The 22,766-nt window shown below is 75.0% G+C and carries 18 protein-coding genes; 11 read left to right on the top strand and 7 right to left on the bottom strand.

Annotation, left to right across the window (positions count from 1 at the left end):
• Window positions 1-9: 9 nt before the first annotated feature.
• On the top strand, window positions 10-1,428 hold the full coding sequence (locus J2S46_RS20760) for a dihydrolipoamide acetyltransferase family protein (protein ID WP_191288535.1): 1,419 nt from the start codon (window positions 10-12) through the stop codon (window positions 1,426-1,428).
• A gap of 115 nt (window positions 1,429-1,543) precedes the next feature.
• On the opposite strand, the gene J2S46_RS20755 is transcribed toward J2S46_RS20760, so the two are convergent.
• Window positions 1,544-2,488, bottom strand: a complete 945-nt coding sequence (locus tag J2S46_RS20755; protein ID WP_191288536.1) for a hypothetical protein — start codon at window positions 2,486-2,488, stop codon at window positions 1,544-1,546.
• Window positions 2,489-2,695: 207 nt separating this feature from the next.
• On the opposite strand from J2S46_RS20755, the gene J2S46_RS20750 reads away from it, so the two are divergent.
• Window positions 2,696-3,946: a benzoate/H(+) symporter BenE family transporter gene (locus J2S46_RS20750; protein ID WP_191288537.1), complete on the top strand. Its 1,251-nt coding sequence runs from the start codon at window positions 2,696-2,698 to the stop codon at window positions 3,944-3,946.
• Between the two features lie 19 nt (window positions 3,947-3,965).
• Here J2S46_RS20750 and J2S46_RS20745 read toward each other — a convergent pair whose 3' ends face one another.
• Window positions 3,966-4,940, bottom strand: a complete 975-nt coding sequence (locus J2S46_RS20745; protein ID WP_191288538.1) for a hypothetical protein — start codon at window positions 4,938-4,940, stop codon at window positions 3,966-3,968.
• 438 nt (window positions 4,941-5,378) lie between these two features.
• On the opposite strand from J2S46_RS20745, the gene J2S46_RS20740 reads away from it, so the two are divergent.
• Together J2S46_RS20740 and J2S46_RS20735 are read left to right on the top strand one after the other, a co-directional pair.
• A complete protein-coding gene (locus J2S46_RS20740; protein WP_191288539.1) occupies window positions 5,379-6,611 on the top strand; it encodes a M64 family metallopeptidase in 1,233 nt (410 codons plus the stop codon).
• 138 nt (window positions 6,612-6,749) lie between these two features.
• Entirely contained in the window at window positions 6,750-8,174 is a 1,425-nt protein-coding gene (locus tag J2S46_RS20735; protein WP_191288540.1) for an MFS transporter, read from the top strand.
• A 39-nt stretch (window positions 8,175-8,213) separates the two neighbouring features.
• On the opposite strand, the gene J2S46_RS20730 is transcribed toward J2S46_RS20735, so the two are convergent.
• Window positions 8,214-9,047 (bottom strand): BRO-N domain-containing protein, encoded by an 834-nt coding sequence (locus tag J2S46_RS20730; RefSeq protein ID WP_191288541.1) that lies wholly within the window; start codon window positions 9,045-9,047, stop codon window positions 8,214-8,216.
• A 206-nt stretch (window positions 9,048-9,253) separates the two neighbouring features.
• Window positions 9,254-10,075: a maleylpyruvate isomerase family mycothiol-dependent enzyme gene (locus J2S46_RS20725; protein ID WP_191288542.1), complete on the bottom strand. Its 822-nt coding sequence runs from the start codon at window positions 10,073-10,075 to the stop codon at window positions 9,254-9,256.
• 170 nt (window positions 10,076-10,245) lie between these two features.
• Between J2S46_RS20725 and J2S46_RS20720 the strand changes: the two genes are divergently transcribed.
• From J2S46_RS20720 to J2S46_RS20710, 3 genes are all read left to right on the top strand, one after another.
• The gene (locus J2S46_RS20720) at window positions 10,246-11,043 is read left to right on the top strand and encodes a carbon-nitrogen family hydrolase (RefSeq protein ID WP_191288543.1); all 798 of its coding nucleotides are present in this window, start codon (window positions 10,246-10,248) and stop codon (window positions 11,041-11,043) included.
• Between the two features lie 171 nt (window positions 11,044-11,214).
• On the top strand, window positions 11,215-12,255 hold the full coding sequence (locus J2S46_RS20715; RefSeq protein ID WP_229912212.1) for a GntR family transcriptional regulator: 1,041 nt from the start codon (window positions 11,215-11,217) through the stop codon (window positions 12,253-12,255).
• 83 nt (window positions 12,256-12,338) lie between these two features.
• The gene (locus J2S46_RS20710) at window positions 12,339-12,986 is read left to right on the top strand and encodes a putative DNA-mimic protein (RefSeq protein ID WP_073929162.1); all 648 of its coding nucleotides are present in this window, start codon (window positions 12,339-12,341) and stop codon (window positions 12,984-12,986) included.
• A 65-nt stretch (window positions 12,987-13,051) separates the two neighbouring features.
• Here the strand turns inward: J2S46_RS20710 and J2S46_RS20705 are convergent, their stop codons facing one another.
• Window positions 13,052-13,843 (bottom strand): SLATT domain-containing protein, encoded by a 792-nt coding sequence (locus J2S46_RS20705; RefSeq protein ID WP_073929161.1) that lies wholly within the window; start codon window positions 13,841-13,843, stop codon window positions 13,052-13,054.
• A gap of 566 nt (window positions 13,844-14,409) precedes the next feature.
• Between J2S46_RS20705 and purD the strand changes: the two genes are divergently transcribed.
• The 4 genes from purD to J2S46_RS20685 all read left to right on the top strand — a co-directional run bounded on the left by purD (window position 14,410) and on the right by J2S46_RS20685 (window position 20,743).
• Window positions 14,410-15,657 carry a phosphoribosylamine--glycine ligase gene (gene purD / locus J2S46_RS20700; protein WP_191288544.1) on the top strand — a complete coding sequence of 416 codons (1,248 nt, stop codon included), beginning with the start codon at window positions 14,410-14,412 and terminating at the stop codon, window positions 15,655-15,657.
• Between the two features lie 612 nt (window positions 15,658-16,269).
• The gene (locus tag J2S46_RS20695) at window positions 16,270-17,943 is read left to right on the top strand and encodes a hypothetical protein (protein ID WP_191288545.1); all 1,674 of its coding nucleotides are present in this window, start codon (window positions 16,270-16,272) and stop codon (window positions 17,941-17,943) included.
• Between the two features lie 236 nt (window positions 17,944-18,179).
• Window positions 18,180-19,718: a N,N-dimethylformamidase beta subunit family domain-containing protein gene (locus J2S46_RS20690; RefSeq protein WP_191288546.1), complete on the top strand. Its 1,539-nt coding sequence runs from the start codon at window positions 18,180-18,182 to the stop codon at window positions 19,716-19,718.
• 113 nt (window positions 19,719-19,831) lie between these two features.
• Complete coding sequence (locus J2S46_RS20685; protein ID WP_191288547.1) at window positions 19,832-20,743, top strand: phosphoribosylaminoimidazolesuccinocarboxamide synthase; 912 nt, start codon at window positions 19,832-19,834, stop codon at window positions 20,741-20,743.
• A 35-nt stretch (window positions 20,744-20,778) separates the two neighbouring features.
• On the opposite strand, the gene J2S46_RS20680 is transcribed toward J2S46_RS20685, so the two are convergent.
• Both J2S46_RS20680 and J2S46_RS20675 read right to left on the bottom strand, forming a co-directional pair.
• Window positions 20,779-21,417 carry a response regulator transcription factor gene (locus J2S46_RS20680; protein ID WP_073929156.1) on the bottom strand — a complete coding sequence of 213 codons (639 nt, stop codon included), beginning with the start codon at window positions 21,415-21,417 and terminating at the stop codon, window positions 20,779-20,781.
• The gene (locus J2S46_RS20675; protein WP_191288548.1) at window positions 21,414-22,709 is read right to left on the bottom strand and encodes a sensor histidine kinase; all 1,296 of its coding nucleotides are present in this window, start codon (window positions 22,707-22,709) and stop codon (window positions 21,414-21,416) included. Before J2S46_RS20675 ends, J2S46_RS20680 begins: the two co-directional genes overlap by 4 nt.
• Window positions 22,710-22,766: the final 57 nt, after the last annotated feature.

Genomic DNA, 22,766 nt, shown 5'->3' with positions numbered 1-22,766 from the left:
GGAGCGATGATGACCACCGAAGTTCGCTCGCTCCGCGAGTTCAGGATGCCGGACGTCGGGGAGGGCCTCACCGAGGCCGAGATCCTGACCTGGTACGTCAAGCCCGGCGATCCCGTCACCGACGGCCAGATCGTCTGTGAGGTGGAGACCGCCAAGGCCGCGGTCGAGCTGCCGATCCCCTTCACCGGGACGGTCGAGCAACTGTTCTTCCCCGCGGGCGCGACGGTCGACGTCGGCACGGCGATCATCACGGTCGCGGTGGCCGGCGGGGCACCCGCCCCCGCCGCTGCCGCCCCGGCGTCCGCGCCGGTCGTGCGGAGCGAGCCCGCCGAGCCCGCCGAGCCGGAGCGCCGAGAGGTGCTGGTCGGCTACGGCCCGCGCACCGGCGGCGCCCAGCGCCGGGCCCGCAAGACCACCGTCGCCGTCTCCAACGGCACGGCGGCGGCCCCGGCCGCCGTCGCGCCCGCCCCGGTGGCGCCCGTCGCGCTGCCCGAGCAGGCCGTCGGCGACCGGCCGCTGGCCAAGCCGCCGGTGCGCAAGCTCGCCAAGGACCTCGGCGTCGACCTGCGGACGGTCGTCCCGACCGGCCCGGACGGTGTGATCACCCGCGAGGACGTGCACGCGGCCCTCGCGCCGGCGCCGGTGGTGGCCCCGGCCCCGCAGGCACCGGTGGCCGCGCCCGTCGTCGAGGTGGTCCAGGACGACCGGGCGGCGGCCGTGACCGGCGGCGACGTGCGGATCCCGGTCAAGGGCGTCCGCAAGGCGACCGCGCAGGCGATGGTGGCCTCGGCCTTCACCGCCCCGCACGTCACCGAGTTCGTCCAGGTCGACGTCACCCGCACGATGAAGTTCGTCCGCCGGCTGAAGGAGACCGGCGAGCTGGGCCGGGATGTCCGGGTCAGCCCGCTGCTGCTGGTCGCCAAGGCCCTGCTGACCGCGATCAAGCGGCACCCCGAGATCAACGCGCAGTGGGACGAGGCGGCGCAGGAGATCGTCATCAAGGGGCAGGTGAACCTCGGCATCGCCGCGGCCACCCCGCGCGGCCTGATCGTGCCCAACATCAAGGACGCCGGCGCCCGGACGCTCTCCGGCCTCGCCACGGCGCTCGGCGAACTGGTGGACACCGCCCGTCAGGGCCGGACCTCGCCCGCCGACATGCAGGGCGGCACCGTCACCATCACCAACGTCGGCGTCTTCGGCGTCGACACCGGCACCCCGATCCTCAACCCCGGCGAGGCCGCCATCCTGGCCTTCGGCGCGGTCCGGGACATGCCGTGGGTGCACAAGGGCAAGGTGGTGCCGCGCCAGGTGACCACGCTGGCGCTCTCCTTCGACCACCGCCTGGTGGACGGGGAGCTGGGCTCCAAGGTGCTGGCCGACGTGGCCGCGCTGCTGGAGCGCCCGAAGCGCCTGATCACCTGGGGCTGATCGCCTCGGGTCGATCACCTCGGGCTGATCACCCGGGGCCGGTTCCCCGCACAGCACGACAGGGCCGTACCCCCACCGCCGTGGGGGTACGGCCCTGCCGCTTGCCGGCGCCGCCTCAGCCCTGGTTGCGGAGGCGGCGCACGGCGATCAGGACGCCGGCCCCGAGGGCGACGAAAGCGGCGGCCGAACCGGCCAGGAAGCCGTTCGGGCTGCTGGCGCCGGTCTTGGCCAGCGCGGCGGCGGTGGTGGGTACGGCGGTGGCGGTGGGTGCGACGGTGGCGGTCGGTGCCGTGGAGGCGGCGGCCGGCTCGGCGGCGGCGGCCTGGGGCTTCGCCGGGGCGGCGGCGGCCTTGGCCGGCGTTGTGGGCTTCGGAGCGGCCGGGTGCTTGACCTGCACGTAGCGGAAGGCGGTCTTCGGCTTCGGCGTGTTCTCGTTGTCGCTGTCCTCGGTGCCGGCCGAGACGCCGACCTGGATCTCCGTCTGGTCCTTCGAGGAGTCCGCGGACAGGGCGACGCGGAAGGTGAAGTGGGTGGCCCGGCCGTTGTCGAGGTGGACGCCCGGCAGGTTCGCGGTGTCGGCGTAGAGGACGGGGTCGCAGCCGTGGACCACCGGGACCTTCTTCCAGCCGGCGCCGGTGTTGACCTCGACCGAGAGGTCCTGGACGCGCAGGTTGGTGCCGCCGCCGGGGTGGCTGCCAGCCTTCTCGTTGTAGAGCGAGAGGTGCGGTACCACCTTCTCGTACGCCGCTCCGGTGAAGTTGCCCACCTCCACCGGGATCTCCAGCTTCCCGCCGCCCGCGGTGATGGTCAGCGGGTCCTTGCCCAGCATGAAGAATCCGGTCTCGACGGTGCCGTCGTGGGTGACGGCCGGCGTCGGCGCCGCTGTCGGGGCCGTCATCGGAGCGTCCAGCGGGGCGCCGCAGGCCCAGGCCGTGCCGGCGCCGGGCAGCAGCGGCAGACCCGCGCCGAGGACCAGGGTGGCAGCCCCCACGGTGAGCGCCGAGCGCCGGGGGAGCAGCGGGACGTTCTTCGTGAATGCGGAGATACCGGACGCGCGCATGACGTGTTCCCCCAGCGAGATGGCAATGACGGTGTGGTGGGTGAAGGTGACCGGCCCGCTCCTGCTGAGCGGAAGTGCGCCCCCCGGCTGCGCCGGTCTCGCTCCGTGCCCTTCTCCCCTAAAGACGTCCATCCCCGCAGGGGGTTGCAGGTGGGTCCGGACGTTTTTTCGGAAGCTTCGCGAACCGCGCTCCGCGATACTGCCGGGATGGTCGAACAGCAGCTCGTGGAGCAGACGGTGGCGCATCCCCCGGACGACGGCGGGCGTCGGTCGCTGCGCCGGGACGTCTCGCTCCCGGCCCTGCTCGCCGGGCTCGTCTGCATCGTCGTCTCGTTCTCGGGCCCGCTGGTGGTGGTGCTCGCGGCGGCCGCCGCGGGGCGGCTCGACCCGGCGCACACGGCCTCCTGGATCTGGGCGGTGTCGATCGGCAGCGGCGCCACCTGCCTGCTGCTCAGCTGGTGGACCCGCACCCCGGTGATCACCGCCTGGTCCACCCCGGGCGCGGCCCTGCTGGTGACCAGCCTCGGCGCCTACCCGTACCGGGAGGCCGTCGGCGCGTTCCTGGTCAGCGGGGTGGTGGTCGCCCTGTTCGGGATCACCGGGCTGTTCGGGCGACTGATCCGGGCGGTGCCGGCCGGGATCGTGAACGCGATGCTCGCCGGGATCCTCTTCTCCTTCGGCACCGGCATCTTCACCGCGCTGCACGCCACCCCCGTCCTGGTGCTGGGCACCTTCGCGGCCTTCCTGCTCGCCAAGCGGTTGGCCCCTCGGTACGCCGTACCCGTGGCGCTGGTGGCGGGCGGGGTGCTCGCGGCGGTCACCGTCGGCCTGCCGCTGCACCTGGGCGACGCGGGCGGGCCGACCCGGCCGCTGCTCACCGTGCCGGCGTTCTCCTGGCCCTCCCTGGTCGGCCTCGCGCTGCCGCTCACCATCGTCGCGCTGGCCTCGCAGAACGCCCCCGGGCTCGGGGTGCTGCGGGCCTTCGGCTACCGGCCGGACGACCGGCTGCTGATCGGGGCCACCGGCGGGGTCTCGGTGCTGCTGGCGCCGTTCGGCTCGCCGGGCATCAACATCGCCGCCATCACGGCCGCGATCTGCGCCGGCCCGGAGAGCCACCCCGACCCGCGCCGCCGCTATGTCGCCGGAATGTCCGCCGGGGCGCTGTACCTGCTGGTGGGCAGCTTCGGCGGAGTGCTGGTGAGCCTGTTCACCGGCCTGCCGAAGGAGCTGATCGCGGTGATCGCCGGGGTCGCCCTGCTGGCCTCGTTGCAGGGCAGCCTGGCGGCGGCGGTCGCCGAGGAGCAGGGGCGGGACGCCGCGGTGGTGACCTTCCTGGCGACGGCCTCCGGCATGGCGCTGTTCGGCATCGGGTCGGCCTTCTGGGGCCTGTTGCTGGGGGTCGCGACGCATCTGCTGCTGCACGCCCGGCGGCCGTCGCCCGGTCGGCTCCCGAGCTGACCGGGCCGGTCCGGGCTGTTCAGGCCCGGGCTCGGAGGCGGCGGACGGCGATCACGACACCGGCGCCGAGGGCGACGAAGGCGGCCGCCGAGCCGGCCAGGAAGCCGTTCGGGCTGCTCGTACCGGTCTGCGCGAGCTCCGTGGCGGGCGTGGTGGCGGCCGGGGTGGCGGGAGCGCCGGTGGCGGCGGGAGCGGTGGGGGTGGCGGGAGCGCCGGTGGCGGCGGGAGCGGTGGGGGCCGCGGCTGCCCGGGTGGCGTCGGCGGCGGGCCTGGCGGCGGCGGGCGCGGCGGGCTTCGCCGGCGCGGCGGGCTTGGCGATGGCCGGGGCGGCGGGCTTGGCCGGAGCGGTGGAGGGGGCGGCCGCGGGGTGGGTGATCTTGACGGTGCGCAGGTCCGAGTGGCCGGCGGTACCGGAGCCGAAGGCGAAGGCGTCGGTCACCAGGGTGAGCTCGGTCTGGTTCTGCGGCGAGGCGGGGGAGAGGGCGACCCGGAAGAGGAAGTTGGCCGCGTGGCCGTGGGCGATCGGCTGCTTCAGGGCGGCCGTGTCGGCGTCGACGGTCGGACCGCAGCCCGGCATGTTCGCCAGGCGCTGCCACTTCCCGTTGCGCATCACCTCGATGGTGACGTCCTTGCTCCGCACGGTGGCGCCCTTGGAGACCTTCAGCGCGAAGGTGGGGTAGGCCTCCTGGTAGTCGGCGCTGGAGGTGTTGGTCATCGACACCCCGTACTCGGCCCAGCTGCCGTCGGCCGCGATGGTGGCGGACTCGAAGGCCCGGAACTCACCGTTCGGGTCGGCCTTCGTCAGGCCGGTGGGGTCGTTGTAGACCTCGCGGGGGCCACCGAAGCGGTCGTCGCTGCAGGCCCAGGAGGAGTCGGCGCCGATGAGCTGCACGCCGCCGGTGAGCAGGACGGTGGCGGCCAGGGCGGCGGCCTTGCCACGGCGGGAGAGCGACGGGACGTTCTTCGTGAATGCGGAGATACCGGACGCGCGCATGACGTGTTCCCCCAGGGAGATGGCAATGACGGTGTGGTGGGTGAAGGTGACCGGCCCGCTCCTGCTGAGCGGAAGTGCGCCCCCGGCTGCGCCGGTCTCGCTCTCCGTGCCCTTCTCCCCTGAAGACGTCCATCCCCGCAGGGGGTTGCAGGTGGGGCCGGAAGTTTTTTCGGAACCGTCCTCCGAGCCCGTGGCGGCCTGCTCCGCACCCCTTCGGCCGGTTCGCGCCACGGGTCGCGGCCCGGTCCGCTGGGCGGCGGGAGCGCGCCGAGGGGGGCTCGTGTCCCAATCATTGGGATGTCTGGTATGAAATGGATCTTCGGCCACTCCAGTGACATTGGGTTCTTCCGGGAGGGGAGCGGCACGTCCGGGGGGTACGTCTTGGCGACCCCCACCCGAGCGCCCGCCGGGTGACCGGATCCCCTAGGACGCACTCGTATGCCGCCTGGCACCCCTGGCCGGCTCGTCCGGAGTCTGGCCGCGCTCGTCCTGCTGTCCACCGCCGTGCTCCCGGCCGCCCTGGAGCTGGCCGGCCCCGCGCCCTTCGGCGCGATCGGGACCGGTGCCCCGGCCGACCGCGCGGTGCCGCCGCACGCGGTGAAACGGGCCGACCTCCGGGCCGCCGGCGCCGCCCCGACCATCGACATACGCCGCACCGGGGACCCGGCCAACCGGATCACCCTCGTCCTGCTCGGTGACGGCTACACCGCGCCGGAGCAGGAGCTGTTCCGCGAGCAGGCGGACCGGGCCTGGAAGGCGCTGATGGAGATCGAGCCGTTCCGCAGCTACCAGGGCTTCTTCAACATACGGCGGGTCGAGGTCGTCTCCCCGGTGTCCGGCATCGCCGAGAGCGAGAGCCACGACCAGCACAGCGACACCCCGCTGGGCATGCACTTCTGGTGCGACGGAACCGCCCGGCTGCTCTGCGCGGACGAGGGCGCCACCGCCCGCTACGCCGGGGACGGCGAGGGCCCGCAGTACCTGATCGCGCTGGCGAACTCCACCGAGTACGGCGGCGCCGGCGGCACCGGGGTGACCACCCTCGCCGGCGGCAGCCCCGACGCCGGCCGGATCATCCAGCACGAGATCGGGCACACCGTGGGCGACCTCGGGGACGAGTACGACAGCGCCCCGGACGACGCCGACTACCCCAACCTGGCCACCGAGAACGCCGACGAGATGCGCCGCAAGCAGGTCAAGTGGTGGCGCTGGCTGGGCGTCCAGTCGCCGGACGGCGGCGGGACGGTCGGGGCGTACCGGAGCGCCAACGGCATCTACCGGCCCACCCCCGACTCCGTGATGCGCACCCTGGGCGGCACCTACAACCTGCCCTCCCGGGAGGCGATCATCGAGCAGATCTACCGCCGGGTCGCGCCCACCGACAGCCCGCTGCCGCCGGCCGGCGAGGTCAGCGGCCGGCCCCGCCTGGAGGTCCGTCCGCTGCCGCTGAGCGGTTCCCGGCAGCTGCAGGTCGACTGGCGGGTGGACGGCGTGCCGGTGCAGCCGCCGACCGCCGACCGCGGCTCGCTGGACACCGCCGCGCTGAGCCTGCCGCCCGGGCACACCGCCGTGGTCACGGCGGTGGTCCGGGACACCACGGACTGGGTGCGGGACGAGGCCTTCCGGGACCGCTACATGACCCGCACCGTGACGTGGACGGTCAAGGGCTGACGGCCGGGGCCCACAACGCGTGCATCGGGTGGCCGGCCGGGAGCCGACGGCGCGGCCGGGCGGCCGTCCCGCCGGGATCCTTCGTGCCCGGACCCCGGAGTCGGGTTCGGAAGGCGGGATGACTAACCTGGCCCCACTATGAGCGTGGACCCTGCCAGTACCGCCCGCCCGCTGTCCGTACCCGGTCCCAGGATCACCACCGCCGCCCCGCACCCCCCGGCCGCCGCCCCGCCGCCCGGCGGACGCGCCGCCTGGGCCGCCTGGTCGATCGGCGTCAGCGCCTACTTCCTGGCGGTGATCCACCGGACCAGCCTCGGGGTGGCCGGGCTGGACGCGGCCGAGCGCTTCGGCATCGGCGCCTCCGCGCTCTCCACCTTCTCCATCCTGCAGGTGCTGGTCTACGCGGCGATGCAGATCCCGGTCGGCCTGCTGATCGACCGGCACGGGCCGCGCAAGGTCCTGCTGACCGGGGTGCTGCTGCTGAGCGCCGGGCAGCTGGCGTTCGCCTTCAGCTCCTCCTTCGCGCCCGCGCTGGCCTCCCGGGCGGTGCTGGGCTGCGGCGACGCGATGACCTTCATCGCCGTCCTGCGGATCGCCGCCCGCTGGTTCCCGGCCGCGAAGAACCCGCTGGTGGCGCAACTGACCGGGCTGGCCGGGATGGGCGGCAACCTGGTCACCACCGTGGTCCTCGCCCAGGCCCTGCACACCGAGGGCTGGCAGGCCACCTTCACCACCACCGCGCTGCTCGGTATCGGGGTGGCCGCGCTGCTGGCGCTGTTCCTGCGGGAGGCCCCTCCGGCAGCCCCGCCCGTGACCCCGTCGGTGGCCGGGGCCGCCACGGTGAGCGTGGCGGACCTGCCCGTCGTGCCGGCCGTGGCAGACCTCCCCGCCGTCCCCGCGGCCGAGCCGCCCGCCGCCCCCAGGCCCTCCGTCCGGTCGCAGATCCGGGACTCCTGGCAGGAGCCCGGCACCCGGCTCGGGCTCTGGGTCCACTTCACCACCCAGTTCCCCGGCAACGCCTTCGGCCTGCTCTGGGGGCTGCCCTACCTGGTCGAGGGGCAGGGCATGACCCGCGGCCAGGCCGGCGGGCTGCTCACCCTGCTGGTCTTCAGCAACATGGCCTTCGGGCTGCTCTTCGGCCGGCTGCTCTCCCGGACGACGAAGGCCCGGATGCCGATCACCCTCTCGGTGATAGCCGTCACCGGCGCCGGCTGGGCGGTCGCCCTGGCCTGGCCCGGTGCCCACCCGCCGGTCGCCCTGCTGGTCGTGCTGATCCTGCTGATGGGCAGCAACGGCCCGGCCTCGCTGGTCGGCCTCGACTACGCCCGGGCCCACAACCCGGTCGGCCGGCTCGGCACCGCCTCCGGCATCGCCAACATGGGCGGCTTCATCGGGACGATGGTCACCCTGTTCGGCATCGGCGTCCTGCTCGACGCGCTCTCCCCGGCCGGGGCCGGCAGCTACTCGGCCGAGGCGTACCGCTGGGCCTTCTGCTGGATGTACGTCCCGCTGGCGGCCGGCACCCTGATGATCCTGCGGCTGCGGCGGAAGGTCGCGCCCTAGCCCCGGTGGGTCCGGCGGGGCGCTGCGGAGCGGGACCGCTCACTCCTCCCCGGGCTCCTCGTCCAGCGCCCGCATCAGCTCCGCGATCTGCCGGGCGGTGCCGTGGGCACGCGCCTCGTGGCGCTGCATCTCCACCATCAGGACCCCTTCCGCGGTGTCGGCCGGGTCCGGCACGGCGGGCGCCGGGGCCAGCAGCCGGATGAGGTCGACCAGCTTCAGCTTCGCGCAGCGCGGGATCGCCCGGCCGCCGCTGATCCCCACCCGCTCCACGCTCGGGCAGGAGAACCAGGCCCCGAAGGGCGGCCCGCTGTCCTCCTCCCGGCTCGGCACCCGGAACTCCATCTCGCCGTGCCGGCAGTGCACCGTCCCGTCCGAACGGACGTGCACGCCCAGGCTGCCGTCCGCGCCGACCTCCGCCACGATCTCCACCCGCTGACCGACCGCCTCGGCCAGGGACCGCGCCATCCGCCGGCGCTGGACCGGGACGTCGGTGTCGCCCCGGCGGATCGAGGGGAGGAGATCCCCGGTGACCCACTCCTGGAAGGCCTGCGCGGAGGGTTTCGTCGACCTCATGATCAAGGTGTAGAGGCCGGCCTCACTGACCAGACCGAGCATCGGGTTGCCGCGGACGTAGGGTTTCCCACCTGCGGGAACGCCGTATGCCTCAGAAATTCTGAGGGTTTCCGACCGAAGGTCGATGGTGCGGGCGTCGCCCGGTCGTAGGATGCGCAGCGCCTCGCTCGGGTTGGTACGCCCAAGGGCCTTGCACACGTCCGCCGTGACGAACCACGGCGCCCCGTCGATCAGCACCACCCTGATCGGCTGCCCGGTGACCGGGAAGCTCGTTCGCACCAGCACCATTTCCTCGTCCATGACGCCCCTCGCCCTTCCGTTGATGAACTGCCCGGAACAACGAGGCCGAACGGGTGAGGTACTGGTGCCGAGGGCCCGTACGGGAGCGCGAGGTGCGCCACCCCGCGCGCGGCCGCCGGGACGCCCCGGGCGGCCGGCCGCCCTCGCGCAGGCGGCAGCCGTCCGGCGGGGTGACGGGGGCGGCAGGGGGTCAGGGGGTCACGGGGTCACGGGGTCACGGCGAAGTTGGCCAGGATCCGGGCGGCCAGCTCCTCGTCACCCTCGGTCTTGACCGGGCCGGGCCGGCCACGGCCGCAGGCGAGCCGGGCGAAGGTCTCCCAGCCGAGGGTGAACTGCACGTCGGGGGCGAGGCTGATGCCGTCGTCCACCGAGCCGCGGCCGGCGGCGTCCACCCGTACCGTGCGCAGGAACTCGACCGGCCCCGTCACGTCGAAGCCGACCGTGCTGCCGGCCGGGGCGCCGGCCAGCTTGGCGACGACCTTGGGGAGCGCGGCGACCAGGTGGTCACGGGCGATCAGGGCGGCGGCGGAGTCGAGGTTCCCGGGCTCGCCGAGGGCGCGCCGGAGGTCCTGCTCGTGCACCCAGACGTCGAAGACCCGCAGGCGCAGCAGCTCGTGGTACGGGAGGTCGCGGGTGAAGGGGCCGGCCGGCCAGCGGACCGGGTCGGTGGGCTCGTGCCGGGCCGTGCGCAGGGCGCGCGAGCGCCGGATGATCGTGTACTCCAGCTCGCCGGTCATCTCGGGCGAGGTGTGGCAGCGGCGCTTGTCGACCGGCAGTTCCATGTAGCGGGTGAACTCGTCCGTGACGTGCCGCAGGTCGCTCGGCAGCGAGTGGATCGGGCGCGGGTCGCCGAGCAGTTCGGACTCGAACGCGATGACGTGCGAGACGACGTCGCGGACGGACCAGCCGGGGCATTCGGTCGCCCGGTTCCAGGCGTCGGCGGGCAGCGGAGCCACCAGCTCCGATATCGACTCGATGGACTGCGTCCACGCATCGGTGTAAGCCTGCACGGTCTGGTTGTCCGTCACGGGAATCTCCGGCCCTCCGTCAGCTGCCCAACGCGCGTGCCCAGGAATGGCGGAAGACGGGAACGGCGGCTTCCGGGCGCACGCGCTAACCGCACGTTACGCTGCCTGGAGAGAGCAGGGCAGCGCTTTCGGGTGACGATCGTAGGACTCTTGCCGTGGACGGTGGTACTGTGCGCGCTTCATTGATCCAACTCTCGGTCTCCGACACCGAGCCCGCCGACGAGCGGCGGGCCAGGGCGGCCGCCCTGGTGCGGGCCCAGGAGGGCGCCGACCTGGTCGTCCTGCCGGAGCTCTGGCCGCTCGGCGGCTTCGCGTACGACACCTGGTCGACCGGTGCCGAGCCGCTCGACGGGCCGACCTCCGACGTGATGGCGGCCGCCGCCAGGGCCGCCGGGGTGTGGCTGCACGCGGGTTCGATCGTGGAGCGGGACCCGGACGGGCCGATCTACAACACCTCGCTGGTCTTCGCCCCGGACGGCGAGCTGGCGCACACCTACCGCAAGATCCACCGCTTCGGCTTCGACAGCGGCGAGGCGGTGGTGATGGGGGCGGGCCAGGAGATCGTCACCGCCGGCACCGACTTCGGCGTGCTGGGCCTGGCGACCTGCTACGACCTGCGCTTCCCCGAGCTGTTCCGGGCGCTGCTGGACGCCGGGGCCGAACTGCTGGTGGTGCCCGCCGCCTGGCCCGCGCGCCGGCGCGAGCACTGGACCCTGCTGAGCCGGGCCCGGGCGGTCGAGGAGCAGGCCTTCGTCCTGGCCTGCAACACCGCCGGGACGCACGGCGGGGTCGAGCAGGCGGGCCACAGCATCGTGGTGGACCCGTGGGGCCGGGTGCTCGCCGAGGCGGGCGACGGCGAGGAGGTCCTCACGGTCGAGTTCGACCCGGCCGAGGTGGCCAAGGCCCGGGCCGAGTTCCCGGTGCTGCGCGACCGGCTGCTGGGGATCCCGGCGCCGGTCCAGCGCTGACAGCCGGCCGGGAGCTCCGTCCCGACGCCCGGCCGGAGGGTGCCCGGCCGGCCACCGGGCGCCCGGCCGCGGCGTCCGGTTTTCCGGTGTTGCGCCCCTGTGCACCGCATGGGCAAGTTTGAGAAGATGAGCGGCCGTCGTTCCAGTCCTGCCGGGGAGGAGGTCGCACGCATGCCGGACCCAGGCACCGGGGAGAGCCGCTCCGCCATCCACCGCAACAGCCTCCGCGAGCAGATCGCCGGCGCGCTGCGCGAGGAGATGATGGCCGGCCGGCTGGCCGCCGGCCGCAACTTCACCGTCCGCGAGATCGCCGAACTGTACGGGGTCTCGGCCACCCCGGCCCGCGAGGCCCTGGTGGACCTCGCGGCGCAGGGCCTGCTCCGGGCCGAGCACCACCGCGGCTTCACCGTCCCGGAGTTCGGCTGGGACGACTTCGTGGAGATCTTCGAGACCCGCACCCTGCTCACCGACAGCGCCCTGCGGCGGCTGGCGGGCCGGGCCGTCCTGCCGGACGGCGCCCGGCTGCCCTCGCTGCGGCGGCGCGCGGACGCGGCGGCGCGGGCCGCCCGGGCCGGCCAGCTGGACGTGATGGTGGGCTGCGACCGCCGGTTCTGGCAGGAGGCGGGCGCCCTGCTGGGCAACCGCCGGATCGCCGACTACCTGGACTGGCTGCGGGTGCAGTCCTGGATGTTCGCGGCGCCGTACCTGCGGGCGACGCCCGACCTGGCCGGAATGTGCTGGGACGGGCACCACGAGTTCGTCGACACCGTCGAGGCGGGGGACGTGGCCGGCGCCCGCCGGGTGGTGGGCGAGTACAACCTGCTCACCGTCCGCCTGATGGCGGAGCTGACCGGGCACGATCCGGAGAGCCTCGGGGTGCTCCCGCTGCTGGTGGAGGCGGTCGTCCCGCAGCCGCCGGGCGCGGCACCGGCGGTCCGGCCCGTCACCCGTTCCACGCCCCGGCCCGCGGGCCGCTCCGGCGAGGCCGCCGCAGACCGGCCGGGGGCCCGGAGCGGTGACCAGGCCGGGCTGCGGGCCGCCGGTCCGGCCGGCGGCGGCCGGAGCGCGGGCCCTGGCGGCGGCCGGCTGGTCGACCTCTCCCGGGACGTCGGGCTCGGCCTGGTGCCGCAGCCCCGTTCGATCCCCTTCAGCAGGTTCGGGCCCGCCCTGCCCCCGTCCGAGCCGGACTCGCGGCGCACGCCGGGCCGGTAGGGTGGGCGGTCGCTGAACCGACCGCACCCGTCCGCCGCCCGCCACCGTGCGCGGCGTCGCCGCCCGAGAGGAAGAGCCGGCTCATGGCCTGCGACCTCTGGCTCGTCCCGCTGGTGGACGTCCTGAGCCACAGCCCCGAGAACCCCTTCCGGGACGACCTCGTGGTCTACAACTCCGCCCTGGCCGCCCACGGGCTGCCCGAGGTGCCGGTCTACCAGTACGTGCCCGGGCTCAGCGGGGCGGTGGAGCCGATAGCCGCCTTCGACTACGACTCGCTGCACTTCCTGCGCCGGGCCTACCTGCTGGGGCTGACCGGCTTCGAGATCACCCCGGTGGACGCGCTCGGCGGCGACTACGAGCAGCTGCTGGAGATGTTCGAGAGCACCGCCGAGCAGTCCCACCTGGTCTGGCACTTCGACCACGCCGGGGCGTACGTGCCGATCGAGTTCGCCACCCCGCTGGTGGACGACGCCCTGCTCGCCTCCGGCGGCCCGCTGGGCTCCACCCAGGGGCTGCTGCGCGAGCTGCAGGCCGTGGCGCCGGTGCTCGGCATCGACCCGCTGGACCCGCCCGCGCCGACCAGGCCGCTCGGCCCGACCGGCCTGGAGCAGCCCTTCGGGCCGCCGCTGGACGACGTGCACCCGTACGCGCGCGAGCGGCACGCCTGGGCCGGCCTGTACGCGGCCGCGACCCGCAGCCTGACCCAGGGATCGATGATCGTTTTCGCCTGACCGGGCCGTGCGCGCCGCTCGCGCGCGGCCCGCGGGCCCGGAGCGCCCCGCCCCGGGCCCCGCGGTCAGCGCAGCGGGCCCTCCGGCGGCCGCTGGCGCGGCATGGTGGGCCGGGTGCCCGGCGTGGGCAGGATCCGGACCTGCGCGCCGCTGCCCGGCTCCGACCGCCCGCCCCAGGCCCCCGGGGTCTGGGTGGGCAGCTGGGTCATCGTGGCGCGGAACTCCAGCATCCACTCCGAGGTCTCGCTGCGGACCATGTCCGAGACGTCCTCGCAGAACCGGCGCAGCACGCCGAGGCAGCGCTCGGCCGCCTCGCCCGCGGTGCCCTCGGTGGGGCCGAGCACCTCGCGCACGCACTCCGAGGCCCAGTCGAACTGGAAGGCCTCCAGGCGTCGTTGCAGGGCCTGCGCGGTGCTGACGTCGCGCATCCAGCCTGAGGTCAGGCCGAAGACGCGGTCGGCGCCGAGGCAGGCCCCGGCCAGGGCCAGGCCGACGTACCCCCAGTTCGATGCGTGGTCGAGGACCCCGGTGAGGTCCACCAGCGGCGCGGTCGCGCCGGCCACCGTGAAGGTGGCGGTGCCCAGCCGCAGCAGGCGCGCCCAGCGGCGCTTGGCCAGGCGGTCGCGGCGGTACCAGTCGATCGCCTCGACGGCCCGCTCCTCCGACCAGCGGTAGAGCTCCTCCAGCCGCTCGGCGGGCTCGCCCCAGTCACCCAGCGGGAACTGGCGGGCGCTCAGGTCGGTCCGGCGGCGGGTGGACGCCCGGCCCGTGGCGGCGGTGGCCGTCGCGGGCGGGTCCTCCTCGCCGACGTCCTTGCCCCAGGCACTCTCCTCGGGCTGCATTTCCGGCTGGCTCACCTGTGGGGCTCCCTGTGGCGGGCTGACTGCTGGGTCGACTGGGTCCGGACCACGAACGGTCCGGCCCGCCGGTGGTCCGCACGGCCCGGGTGCCGGGGCGCGGGCTTCGGAGGCCGGGGTGGAATCGTCCGGAAAAGGCACTTCCTGACGATTCATCCCCCTGACGGTTCGTGAATTCCTGCTGGCGCGGTGGACGGGCGAGGCCGCCGGGCGGGTGTGGACCGCCCGTAGGTTCGCGTACCGGCACATCGCCGGTGGTTGTCCAACAGCACTTCTTACCGCCAAATGGCTGACCGTGGGGTCGCTTCGCCAATGATCGTTACCGGAAATGACCTCAGGATCCCGAGGTGGGAGGGTTGCGGGGGCCGGCGAGATTTCACCCTTCCGAGCGAGCCGCCGGTGACCCGCTGTCCTGACCCGGACACCCGCCGCTGCCGCCCGAGGGTCCCGACGGGCGCGCGTTCGGAGCTTCCTCCAGGTCGGCGCTGCCGCAGCCGCCCCCGGTCCGGACGTCCGCATGAGACCGGAGAGCGGCCCGATCGCGTCACCGACTACCCTTGCCAACCGTGAAGGTCCTCGTCATCGGCGGCGGCGCCCGCGAACACGCCCTGTGCCGCTCTCTGTCCCAAGATCCCGCCGTCACCGAGCTGCACTGCGCCCCGGGTAACGCCGGGATCGCGCAGGTGGCGACGGTCCACCCGGTCGACCAGCTGGACGGTGCGGCCGTGGCCGCGCTCGCCCGGCTGCTCACCGCCGACCTGGTCGTGGTCGGCCCGGAGGCCCCGCTGGTCGCGGGCGTCGCCGACGCCGTGCGCGCGGCCGGCATCCCGGTCTTCGGCCCCTCCGGCCGGGCCGCCCAGCTGGAAGGCTCCAAGGCCTTCGCCAAGGACGTGATGGCGGGCGCCAACGTGCCCACCGCCCGCTCCTACGTGTGCACCACGGTGGCGGAGGCCGCCGAGGCGCTGGACGCCTTCGGCGCCCCCTACGTGGTCAAGGACGACGGCCTGGCCGCCGGCAAGGGCGTGGTGGTCACCTCCGACCGCGCCGAGGCGCTGGCGCACGCCGCCTCCTGCGAGCGAGTGGTGATCGAGGAGTACCTGGACGGCCCGGAGGTCTCGCTCTTCGCGATCACCGACGGCGTCACCGTGCTGCCGCTCCAGCCCGCCCAGGACTTCAAGCGCGCGCTCGACGGCGACGAGGGCCCGAACACCGGCGGCATGGGCGCGTACTCGCCGCTGCCGTGGGCCCCCGAGGGCCTGGTCGAGGAGGTCCTGGAGACCGTCCTGCAGCCGACCGTGGACGAGCTGCGCCGCCGGGGCACCCCGTTCTCCGGCCTGCTCTACGCCGGCCTCGCGCTCACCTCGCGCGGCACCCGGGTGATCGAGTTCAACGCCCGCTTCGGCGACCCGGAGACCCAGGTCGTGCTGGCCCGGCTGCGGACCCCGCTGGCCGCCGTCCTGCACGCCTCCGCCACCGGCACGCTGGAGCTGCTGGAGCCGTTGCGCTGGGACGACGGCGCCGCCGTCACCGTGGTGATCGCCTCCGAGGGCTACCCGGCCGACCCGCGCACCGGGGACCCGATCGAGGGCCTGGCCGAGGCCGACGCCGCCGACGGCACCGCGTACGTGCTGCACGCCGGCACCCGTCTCGACGGGACCGGTCAGGTGCTCAGCGCCGGCGGCCGGGTGCTGTCGGTCACGGCGACCGGCACCGACCTCGCCGAGGCGCGCGGCCGGGCCTACGACGCGCTCGCGCTGATCAGCCTCAAGGGCGGCCAGCACCGCACCGACATCGCGCTGAAGGCGGCCGGCTAGCACCGGCCGTTCCGTCCGACAGCTCCACCGGCCGGCCCGGGCCGCAGGCCCCGGCCGGCCGCCGCACGAGCGGGCCCCCGAGGGCGCTGCGTCCGGTCCCCGCCCCGTTCCTGGGCGGGGACCCTCATGGACGCAGCGCCCTCGGGCCTTCGCGGCCGGGGGGCGGGCGCCAGCTGCCACACCGCTCGGACGCCGGATTCCACCAGTTCGAGTGACAGCATCCTCGTCCGGCTGACGTGGTCCGGCCATCGGCCTTATGGTGCGCTGGATCGCAGTGCCACGGGCCGCGCCGCGATGATCGTCGCCAGGTGGCGGGGCCCGTACGGGGGGATGCTGGGGGGTGCGTGGCCCGGTGTGCCGGTCCGGTCCGGGCCCGCCACGCGTCGAAGCCGGACGCCGGCGTCCGGAATGCGTGCGGCGTCACCGGGACGAGTGGAAACCGGGGCGATCCGGAACACCCGCCGGGATGCGGGCGTCAAAACTGTCAGGAGCGCCACGCAGGATGCACAACCGGGCTCGGATACCGCCGTTCCCGGTCGGAACTGATCGTTTCGAGTCGGCCCGGTCGTCCTGACAAGGCGCCCGGGGACTCCGAAGGGGGTGCCGCACCGTATGGCCGCTGTCGAGACCGCCCGCGCCCGCGCCCAAGCGGTGCTGCGGGTCCGTGGCAGGGCCGTGGCCGCCGCCGTACTGCCGGCCGCCGTCGCGGTGGTGCTGCTCGCCGGGCGGGTCACCGGCCGGCTGGGCGCTCCGGGGTCGCCCGACGCGGCGGCCTGGGACGCCGTCCGCTGGGCGGTGTGCGCGGTCGCCGCGGCCACCCTGCTGGTGGCCGGCCTGGTGGCCAGGGCCCGTCGCACCGCAGCCGTCCCGCAGACCCCGGCCGTCCCGCTCTCCCGGGCGGACGCCCCCGAGCTCTACCGCCTGATAGGCGAGCTGGCCGACCGCCTGGAGGTCCCGGCGCCGTCGGCCATCGCGCTCACCCCCGACTGCGACAGCTGGCTGGAGGACGTGCCGGTGCCGCGGGCGGGCCGCCGGGCCGGGCGCGGCCGGGGGGACACCCCGCCGCCGGCCCCGGTCCTGGTGATCGGCTCGCCGTTCCTGTGGTGGATGCGGGCCGGCGAGCTGCGGGCCCTGCTGGCCCCCGTGGTGGCCGGTACCGCCGCCGCGGCCGACCCCGACATCGCCGCCGCCCGCCGGTTCGTCCGCGGCCTCGACGCGAGCCTGGACTCCGGCGCGGCCCCCGGATCCGCCCCCGACCCCGGATCCGACCCTGAACCCGGTGCCGGCCCGCGGGGCCGCCGGGGAACCCGGCTGCTGACCGACCGGATCACCCGGTGGCTGCTCGGCGCCTGCCGGGAGCACTCCGCCGAGTTGGAGCGGGCGGTCGCCGGCTGGGCCTCCGAGCAGGCCAAGGCCGTCGACTACGGACTGCGGATCGCCGCCCAGGAGCAGGTCGGGCTGGCGTACGCGGGCTGGGACCGGATGCTGACCCGGGTCGCGCTGCCCGCCTGGAAGCTCGGCCGCCACCCCTGCCACCTGAACGCCGGCGTGGTCGCCGCGCTCACCGAACTCTCCCGGCGCGACCGGCTCGCCGCCGACGGCTACGGCACCCGGCTGGGCGACCGGCCCGCCTGCGACCTGCTGGAGGAGCCGGGCACCGTCGACGCGGCCGTCTCACTGCTCGCGGCCGAACTCTTCTTCGGGTCGCCCGGGGGGCCGTCCCCCGCCGGTCCGGCCCCGGCCCCGGCCCCGCTCACGCCCGGTGGGCCCGGCGGCGACTGTTCCGCCACCGCGGCCGCCGACGGCTGGAAGGAACTGGACTGGGCCGACTACCCCACCGAGGTGGTCGACCTCGGCTGGCGGACCAGGGCCGCCGCCCTGCAGGCCGCACTGGACCGGCTGGCCCCGCAGGCCCGCCCGGGCGCCCCCACCCTCACCCGCCTGCTGTCCCGGCTCTCCGACGGCGACGGCGAGCCGCTGGCCGCCGCCCTGGCCAGCCAGCTGGCCCGGACGGGCCGGCCGCCCTCCCTGCTGGAGCCCGTCCGCAGCGGCCGGGACCTGCTGGTCGAGCACGTCACCGCGATGGTCTGCTGCGCGGCCGTCGACACGGCGGGCGGCACCCCGGGCCTGGACTGGCTGGACGGGCCGGTCCTGCTGATCGGCGGGGTGCGCCGGACCGACCTGGCGGAGCCGGTGGCGCAGGCCGTCGAGCAGGGCCAGGACGGTCCGCTGCGGGCCTGGCTGGACGCTGCCGGGGTACGGCTGGAGAAGCCCGTACGGCTCTGAGCGGGGCCCGGGGAATGCCCCGGGCCGGGTGGCGGAGCGGCGCACGGTGCCGGACCGCGCGCCCCCGGGATCCGCTGTTCCCGCAGGACAGCGGCCCGGAGCGGGGAGCCGGGCAGATTGACCGCCACTAGTTGCTACGGTGAGGCTACGCAGCGCCAGCAGTGTGTGGTGTATTAGACCGCACGCACATCCGGGCGGCACGTGCCAGCCCGGTGGAGGTGCACCTGGGAGGGCGCGTGGGGACCGAACTCAACCGTCGCTGGGAGTCCGGAACGCACGCGCACGGCGTCTCCGACCCCTTCGGACAGGGCCCGCTGCCCTGGCTGCGCAGCCCCGACCAGTACGTCGCGGGCACCGGGGAGGCCGTGCCCTGGTACGTCTCGCTGGACGCGCCGGGCCAGCAGCCGCTCACCGGGGCCAGACCCAGACCCCCGGTCGGCACCCCGGCCAACTCCGACGACGTGGACCAGCAGATCAAGGGCTTCGCCTCGGCCGGCGTGGTCCGCCCCGGCGGGTCGGTGGACTTCCGGGTCACCGTCCGCCCGCCCCGCGAGTTCACCGTCGACGTCTACCGGATCGGCCACTACGCCGGCGACGGCGCCCACCACATGACGTCCAGCCCGCTGATCGCCGGGCTCGCCCAGCCCGCGCCGCTGGTGGCCGGCCGCACCGTCTCCTGCCACCACTGGTGGCAGTCCTGGCGGCTGCAGGTCCCCACCCACTGGAAGCCCGGCGCGTACGTCGCCGTGCTGACCACCAGCGACAACCTGCACCGCAGCCACATCCCGTTCACCGTCCGGGACTTCGACGACCCGGCGCGCACCGCGGACCTGCTGCTGGTGCTCCCCGACGTGACCTGGCAGGCCTACAACCTCTTCCCCGAGGACGGCCGGCTCGGGGCCAGCCTCTACCACGCGTGGGACGACCGGGGCGGGCTGCTCGGCGAGCGGGAGGCGGCCGTCACGGTCTCCTTCGACCGCCCGCACGCCGGCGCCGGGCTGCCGCTGCACGTCGGCCACGCCTACGACTTCATCCGCTGGGCCGAGCGGTACGGCTACGACCTCGCCTACGCCACCGCCACCGACCTGCACGCCGGCCTGGTCGAGCCGGCCCGGCACCGGGCGCTGATCTTCCCCGGCCACGACGAGTACTGGTCCGAGCCGATGCGCCGGGCCGTCGAGCGGGCCCGCGACGACGGCACCTCGCTGGTCTTCCTCTCCGCCAACACCATGTACTGGCGGGTGGAGCTGTCCGCCGCGGCGTCCGGCGAGCCCAACCGGCTGCTGAACTGCCGCAAGCGGCAGAAGGTGCCGGCCGGCAGCCCCGCCGCCGGGGTGGCCGGCAGCCAGAGCGCGCTCTGGCGGGACGCGGCCGAGCCGGAGCAGCACCTGCTGGGCATCCAGTACGCGAGCCGGGTCGCCGCGCCGGTGCCGCTGGTGGCGCGCAACACCGAGCACTGGCTCTGGGACGGCACCGGCCTGCGCGAGGGCGACGAGCTGCCCGGCCTGGTGGCCGGCGAGGCGGACCGTTACTTCCCCAAGGTGGCGCTCCCCGAGCACACCGAGCGGGTGCTGCTGGCGCACTCCCCGTACCAGGACTCGGCCGGGCGGACCCGCTACCAGGAGACCTCGCTGTACCGGGCCCCGAGCGGCGCGTACGTCTTCGCGGCGGGCACCTTCGCCTGGTCGCCGGCGCTGGACCGCCCCGGGCACACCGACGAGAGGGTCCAGCGGGCCACCGCCAACCTGTTGGATCGTCTGTGCAAGGACGGCTGAGCGGCCCGCGCCCTTGGGTGAAGGGACAAGGGGCCTCGTGAAAGACTCGGCCCCACCGACCTCCCTTTTTCGTGCCCGCGGACACGCGAACCACCCTGAGGACTGAGACGACCTTGAGCGGATTTGTCACCAAGCCCGAGCCTGTCCAGGTACCCGGCCTGATCCACCTGCACACCGGCAAGGTGCGCGACCTGTACCGCGCCGAGTCCGGCGAGCTGGTGATGGTCGCCAGCGACCGGACCTCGGCCTACGACTGGGTGCTGCCGAACGCCATCACCGACAAGGGCCGGATCCTCACCCAGCTCTCGCTGTGGTGGTTCGAGCGGATCGCCGACATCGTCCCCAACCACGTGATCTCCACCGAGGTCCCGGCGGGCGCCCCGGCCGACTGGGCGGGCCGCACGCTGATCTGCCGCCCGCTGGAGATGGCCCCGGTCGAGTGCGTGGCCCGCGGCTACCTGACCGGCTCCGGCCTGCTGGAGTACCGCAACGACGGGACGGTCTGCGGCATCGCCCTGCCCGAGGGCCTGGAGGACGGCTCCGAGCTGCCCGCGCCGATCTACACCCCCGCGCTCAAGGCCGAGGTCGGCGAGCACGACGAGAACGTCAGCTACGAGGAGACCGCCCGCCGGATCGGCTCCGAGCTGGCCGCCGAGCTGCGCCAGGTCACGCTGGCCGTCTACTCCCGGGCCCGGGACATCGCCCGCGACCGCGGGATCATCCTGGCGGACACCAAGTTCGAGTTCGGCCTGGCCGACGGCCGGCTGGTGATCGGCGACGAGGTGCTCACCCCCGACTCCTCCCGCTTCTGGCCTGCCGACCAGTGGCAGCCCGGCCGGGCCCAGCCGTCCTTCGACAAGCAGATCATCCGGGACTGGCTGACCTCCCCCGCCTCCGGCTGGGACCGGCACGGCGAGCAGCCGCCGCCGGAGCTGCCCGCCGAGGTCGTCGAGCGGGTCCGGGCCAAGTACGTCGAGGCGTACGAGCGGCTGACCGGCACCGACTGGCCCACCGACTGGGTGTAGCCCGCCCGGGCGCGGCCCGCCCGCGCGCCGGCCGGTCAGATCCAGCCGTGCTCGCGGGCGATCCGCACCGCCGCGTGCCGGTTCTCCGCGCCGAGCTTGGCGGCGGCCGAGGAGAGGTAGTTGCGGACGGTGCCCTGGGAGAGCGCCGCCCGCTCGGCGATCCCGGCGATCGAGGTGCCGTCCGCGGCCAGCTCCAGGACGTCGGTCTCCCGCGGGGTCAGCGGGGTCTCACCGGCCGCGATCGCGTCCGCCGCCAGCTCCGGGTCGACGTACCGGCCGCCGGCCCGCACGGTGCGGATGATGCCCGCGAGGTCGGCCGCCGAGACGGTCTTCGGCAGGAAGCCCCGGACCCCGACCTCCAGGGCGCGCTTCAGGTAACCGGGGCGGCCGTGGCCGGTGACGATCATCGTGCGGCAGTCCGGCAGCAGCCGGCGCAGCTCGGTGGCCACCTCGATGCCGTCCAGGCCCGGCATCTGGAGGTCCAGCACCGCGACGTCGGGTCGGTGGGCCTTCGCCATCGCCAGCGCCTCCGGGCCGGAGGCGGCCTCGGCGACCACCGTCAGGTCGTCCTCCAGGGCGAGCAGGGCGGCCAGCGCGCCCCGGATCAGGTGCTCGTCGTCGGCTAGCAGCACGCGGACCGGGGTCGGCGCGGTCGGCTCCGTCGGGGTGTTCATCGGGCGGCCTTCTCCAGTGCGGTGGGTTCGGGGGCGCCGGCCGCCGGGCCGGCGCCCAGCGGGACGCTCGCGCGCAGCAGGAAGCTGCCGGGCGCCGCGGGCGGCAGGTCGAGGGTGCCGTCGTGGGCGGCGAGGCGTTCGCGCAGGCCGCGCAGCCCGGTGCCGCCGGGCGGCCGCCCGCCCGGGGGCACCGGAGGGCCGGCCGGCACGCCGTCGTTCGCCAGCTCCAGCACCGCCCGGCCGTCGGCCACCCGCAGCCGGACCGAGCAGTGCCGGGCCTCGCTGTGGCGAAGCACGTTGGTGGTCGCCTCCCGCAGCACCCAGCCGAGCACCGACTGGACGGGCCCGGCCAGCGCGGCCGCGTCCTCGCCGAGGTCGATCCCGCACTCCACGCCGGCGGCCCGCAGCACCGCGCGGGCGCCGATCACCTCGGCGTTCAGGTCGGCGGTCCGGTATCCGCGGACGAGGTCACGGACCTCGCGGTGGGACTCCTGGGCGATCCGCTGGACCTCGGTCATCTGGTCGGCGGCCTCGGGCCGCCCGCGCCGGGCGAGCTGGACGGCCAGCTCGCTCTTCAGCGCGATGGTGGTGAGGTTGCGGCCCATCACGTCGTGCAGGTCCCGGGAGAACCGCAGCCGCTCCTCGGCCACCGCCAGCCGGGACTGAGCCTCGCGGGCCGCGTCCAGCTCCCACACCACGCCGAGCAGCCAGGCGAAGCTGCGGCAGCTGGCGCCGAGCAGCGGCAGGATCACTCCGAGGCCCACCAGCAGCCCGCAGGTGGTGGCGGGGTCGGTGCCGGCCATCAGCAGCGGGGGCGCGAGCAGGGCCAGCCCCAGCGGCCCTTGCAGCGCGACGGTCCGGAAGGGGCGGGCGACGCTCAGCGGTCCGAACCAGAGCACCGCCAGGCCGCCCGCCAGCGTGACGGCCAGGCTGGCGCCGTCCTCCCGGGGGCTGATGTCCGAGCCGATCAGCACGGTGATCCAGAGCGCCGCCAGCGCTCCCGCGGCGGTCGACCGGAGCCGGCGGTCGACGGCGCTCGGACGGCCGAGGTAGTGGTCGAGGGCGGCGCCGTAGGCCCTGATCGACAGCCAGCTGACGCCGCAGGACAGGGCCAGCACGGCGGCCCCGCCGGCCGGTCCCGGCCCGTGCTGCGGGGCTGTCCCGACCAGCGTGAGCAGCACCACCGGGGGCTGGGAGAACGCCATCAGGTAGAGCGACCAGCGCAGGTACAGCTCGCTGCGCTGCGGTTTGCCGTAGCCCCGCCAGCGCCGGGCCGGTGCCGTGACGTCCATCTCCGCCGCTCCCCCTGAAGTCATGATCTTGCTGCCTGTCTTCCTACCAGTGGCGGG

Source organism: Kitasatospora herbaricolor (genome assembly GCF_030813695.1).
In the GTDB taxonomy this organism is placed as follows: domain Bacteria; phylum Actinomycetota; class Actinomycetes; order Streptomycetales; family Streptomycetaceae; genus Kitasatospora; species Kitasatospora herbaricolor.
Note: the sequence above shows the minus strand (reverse complement) of the source record. Positions and strands in the feature narration are given on the sequence as shown.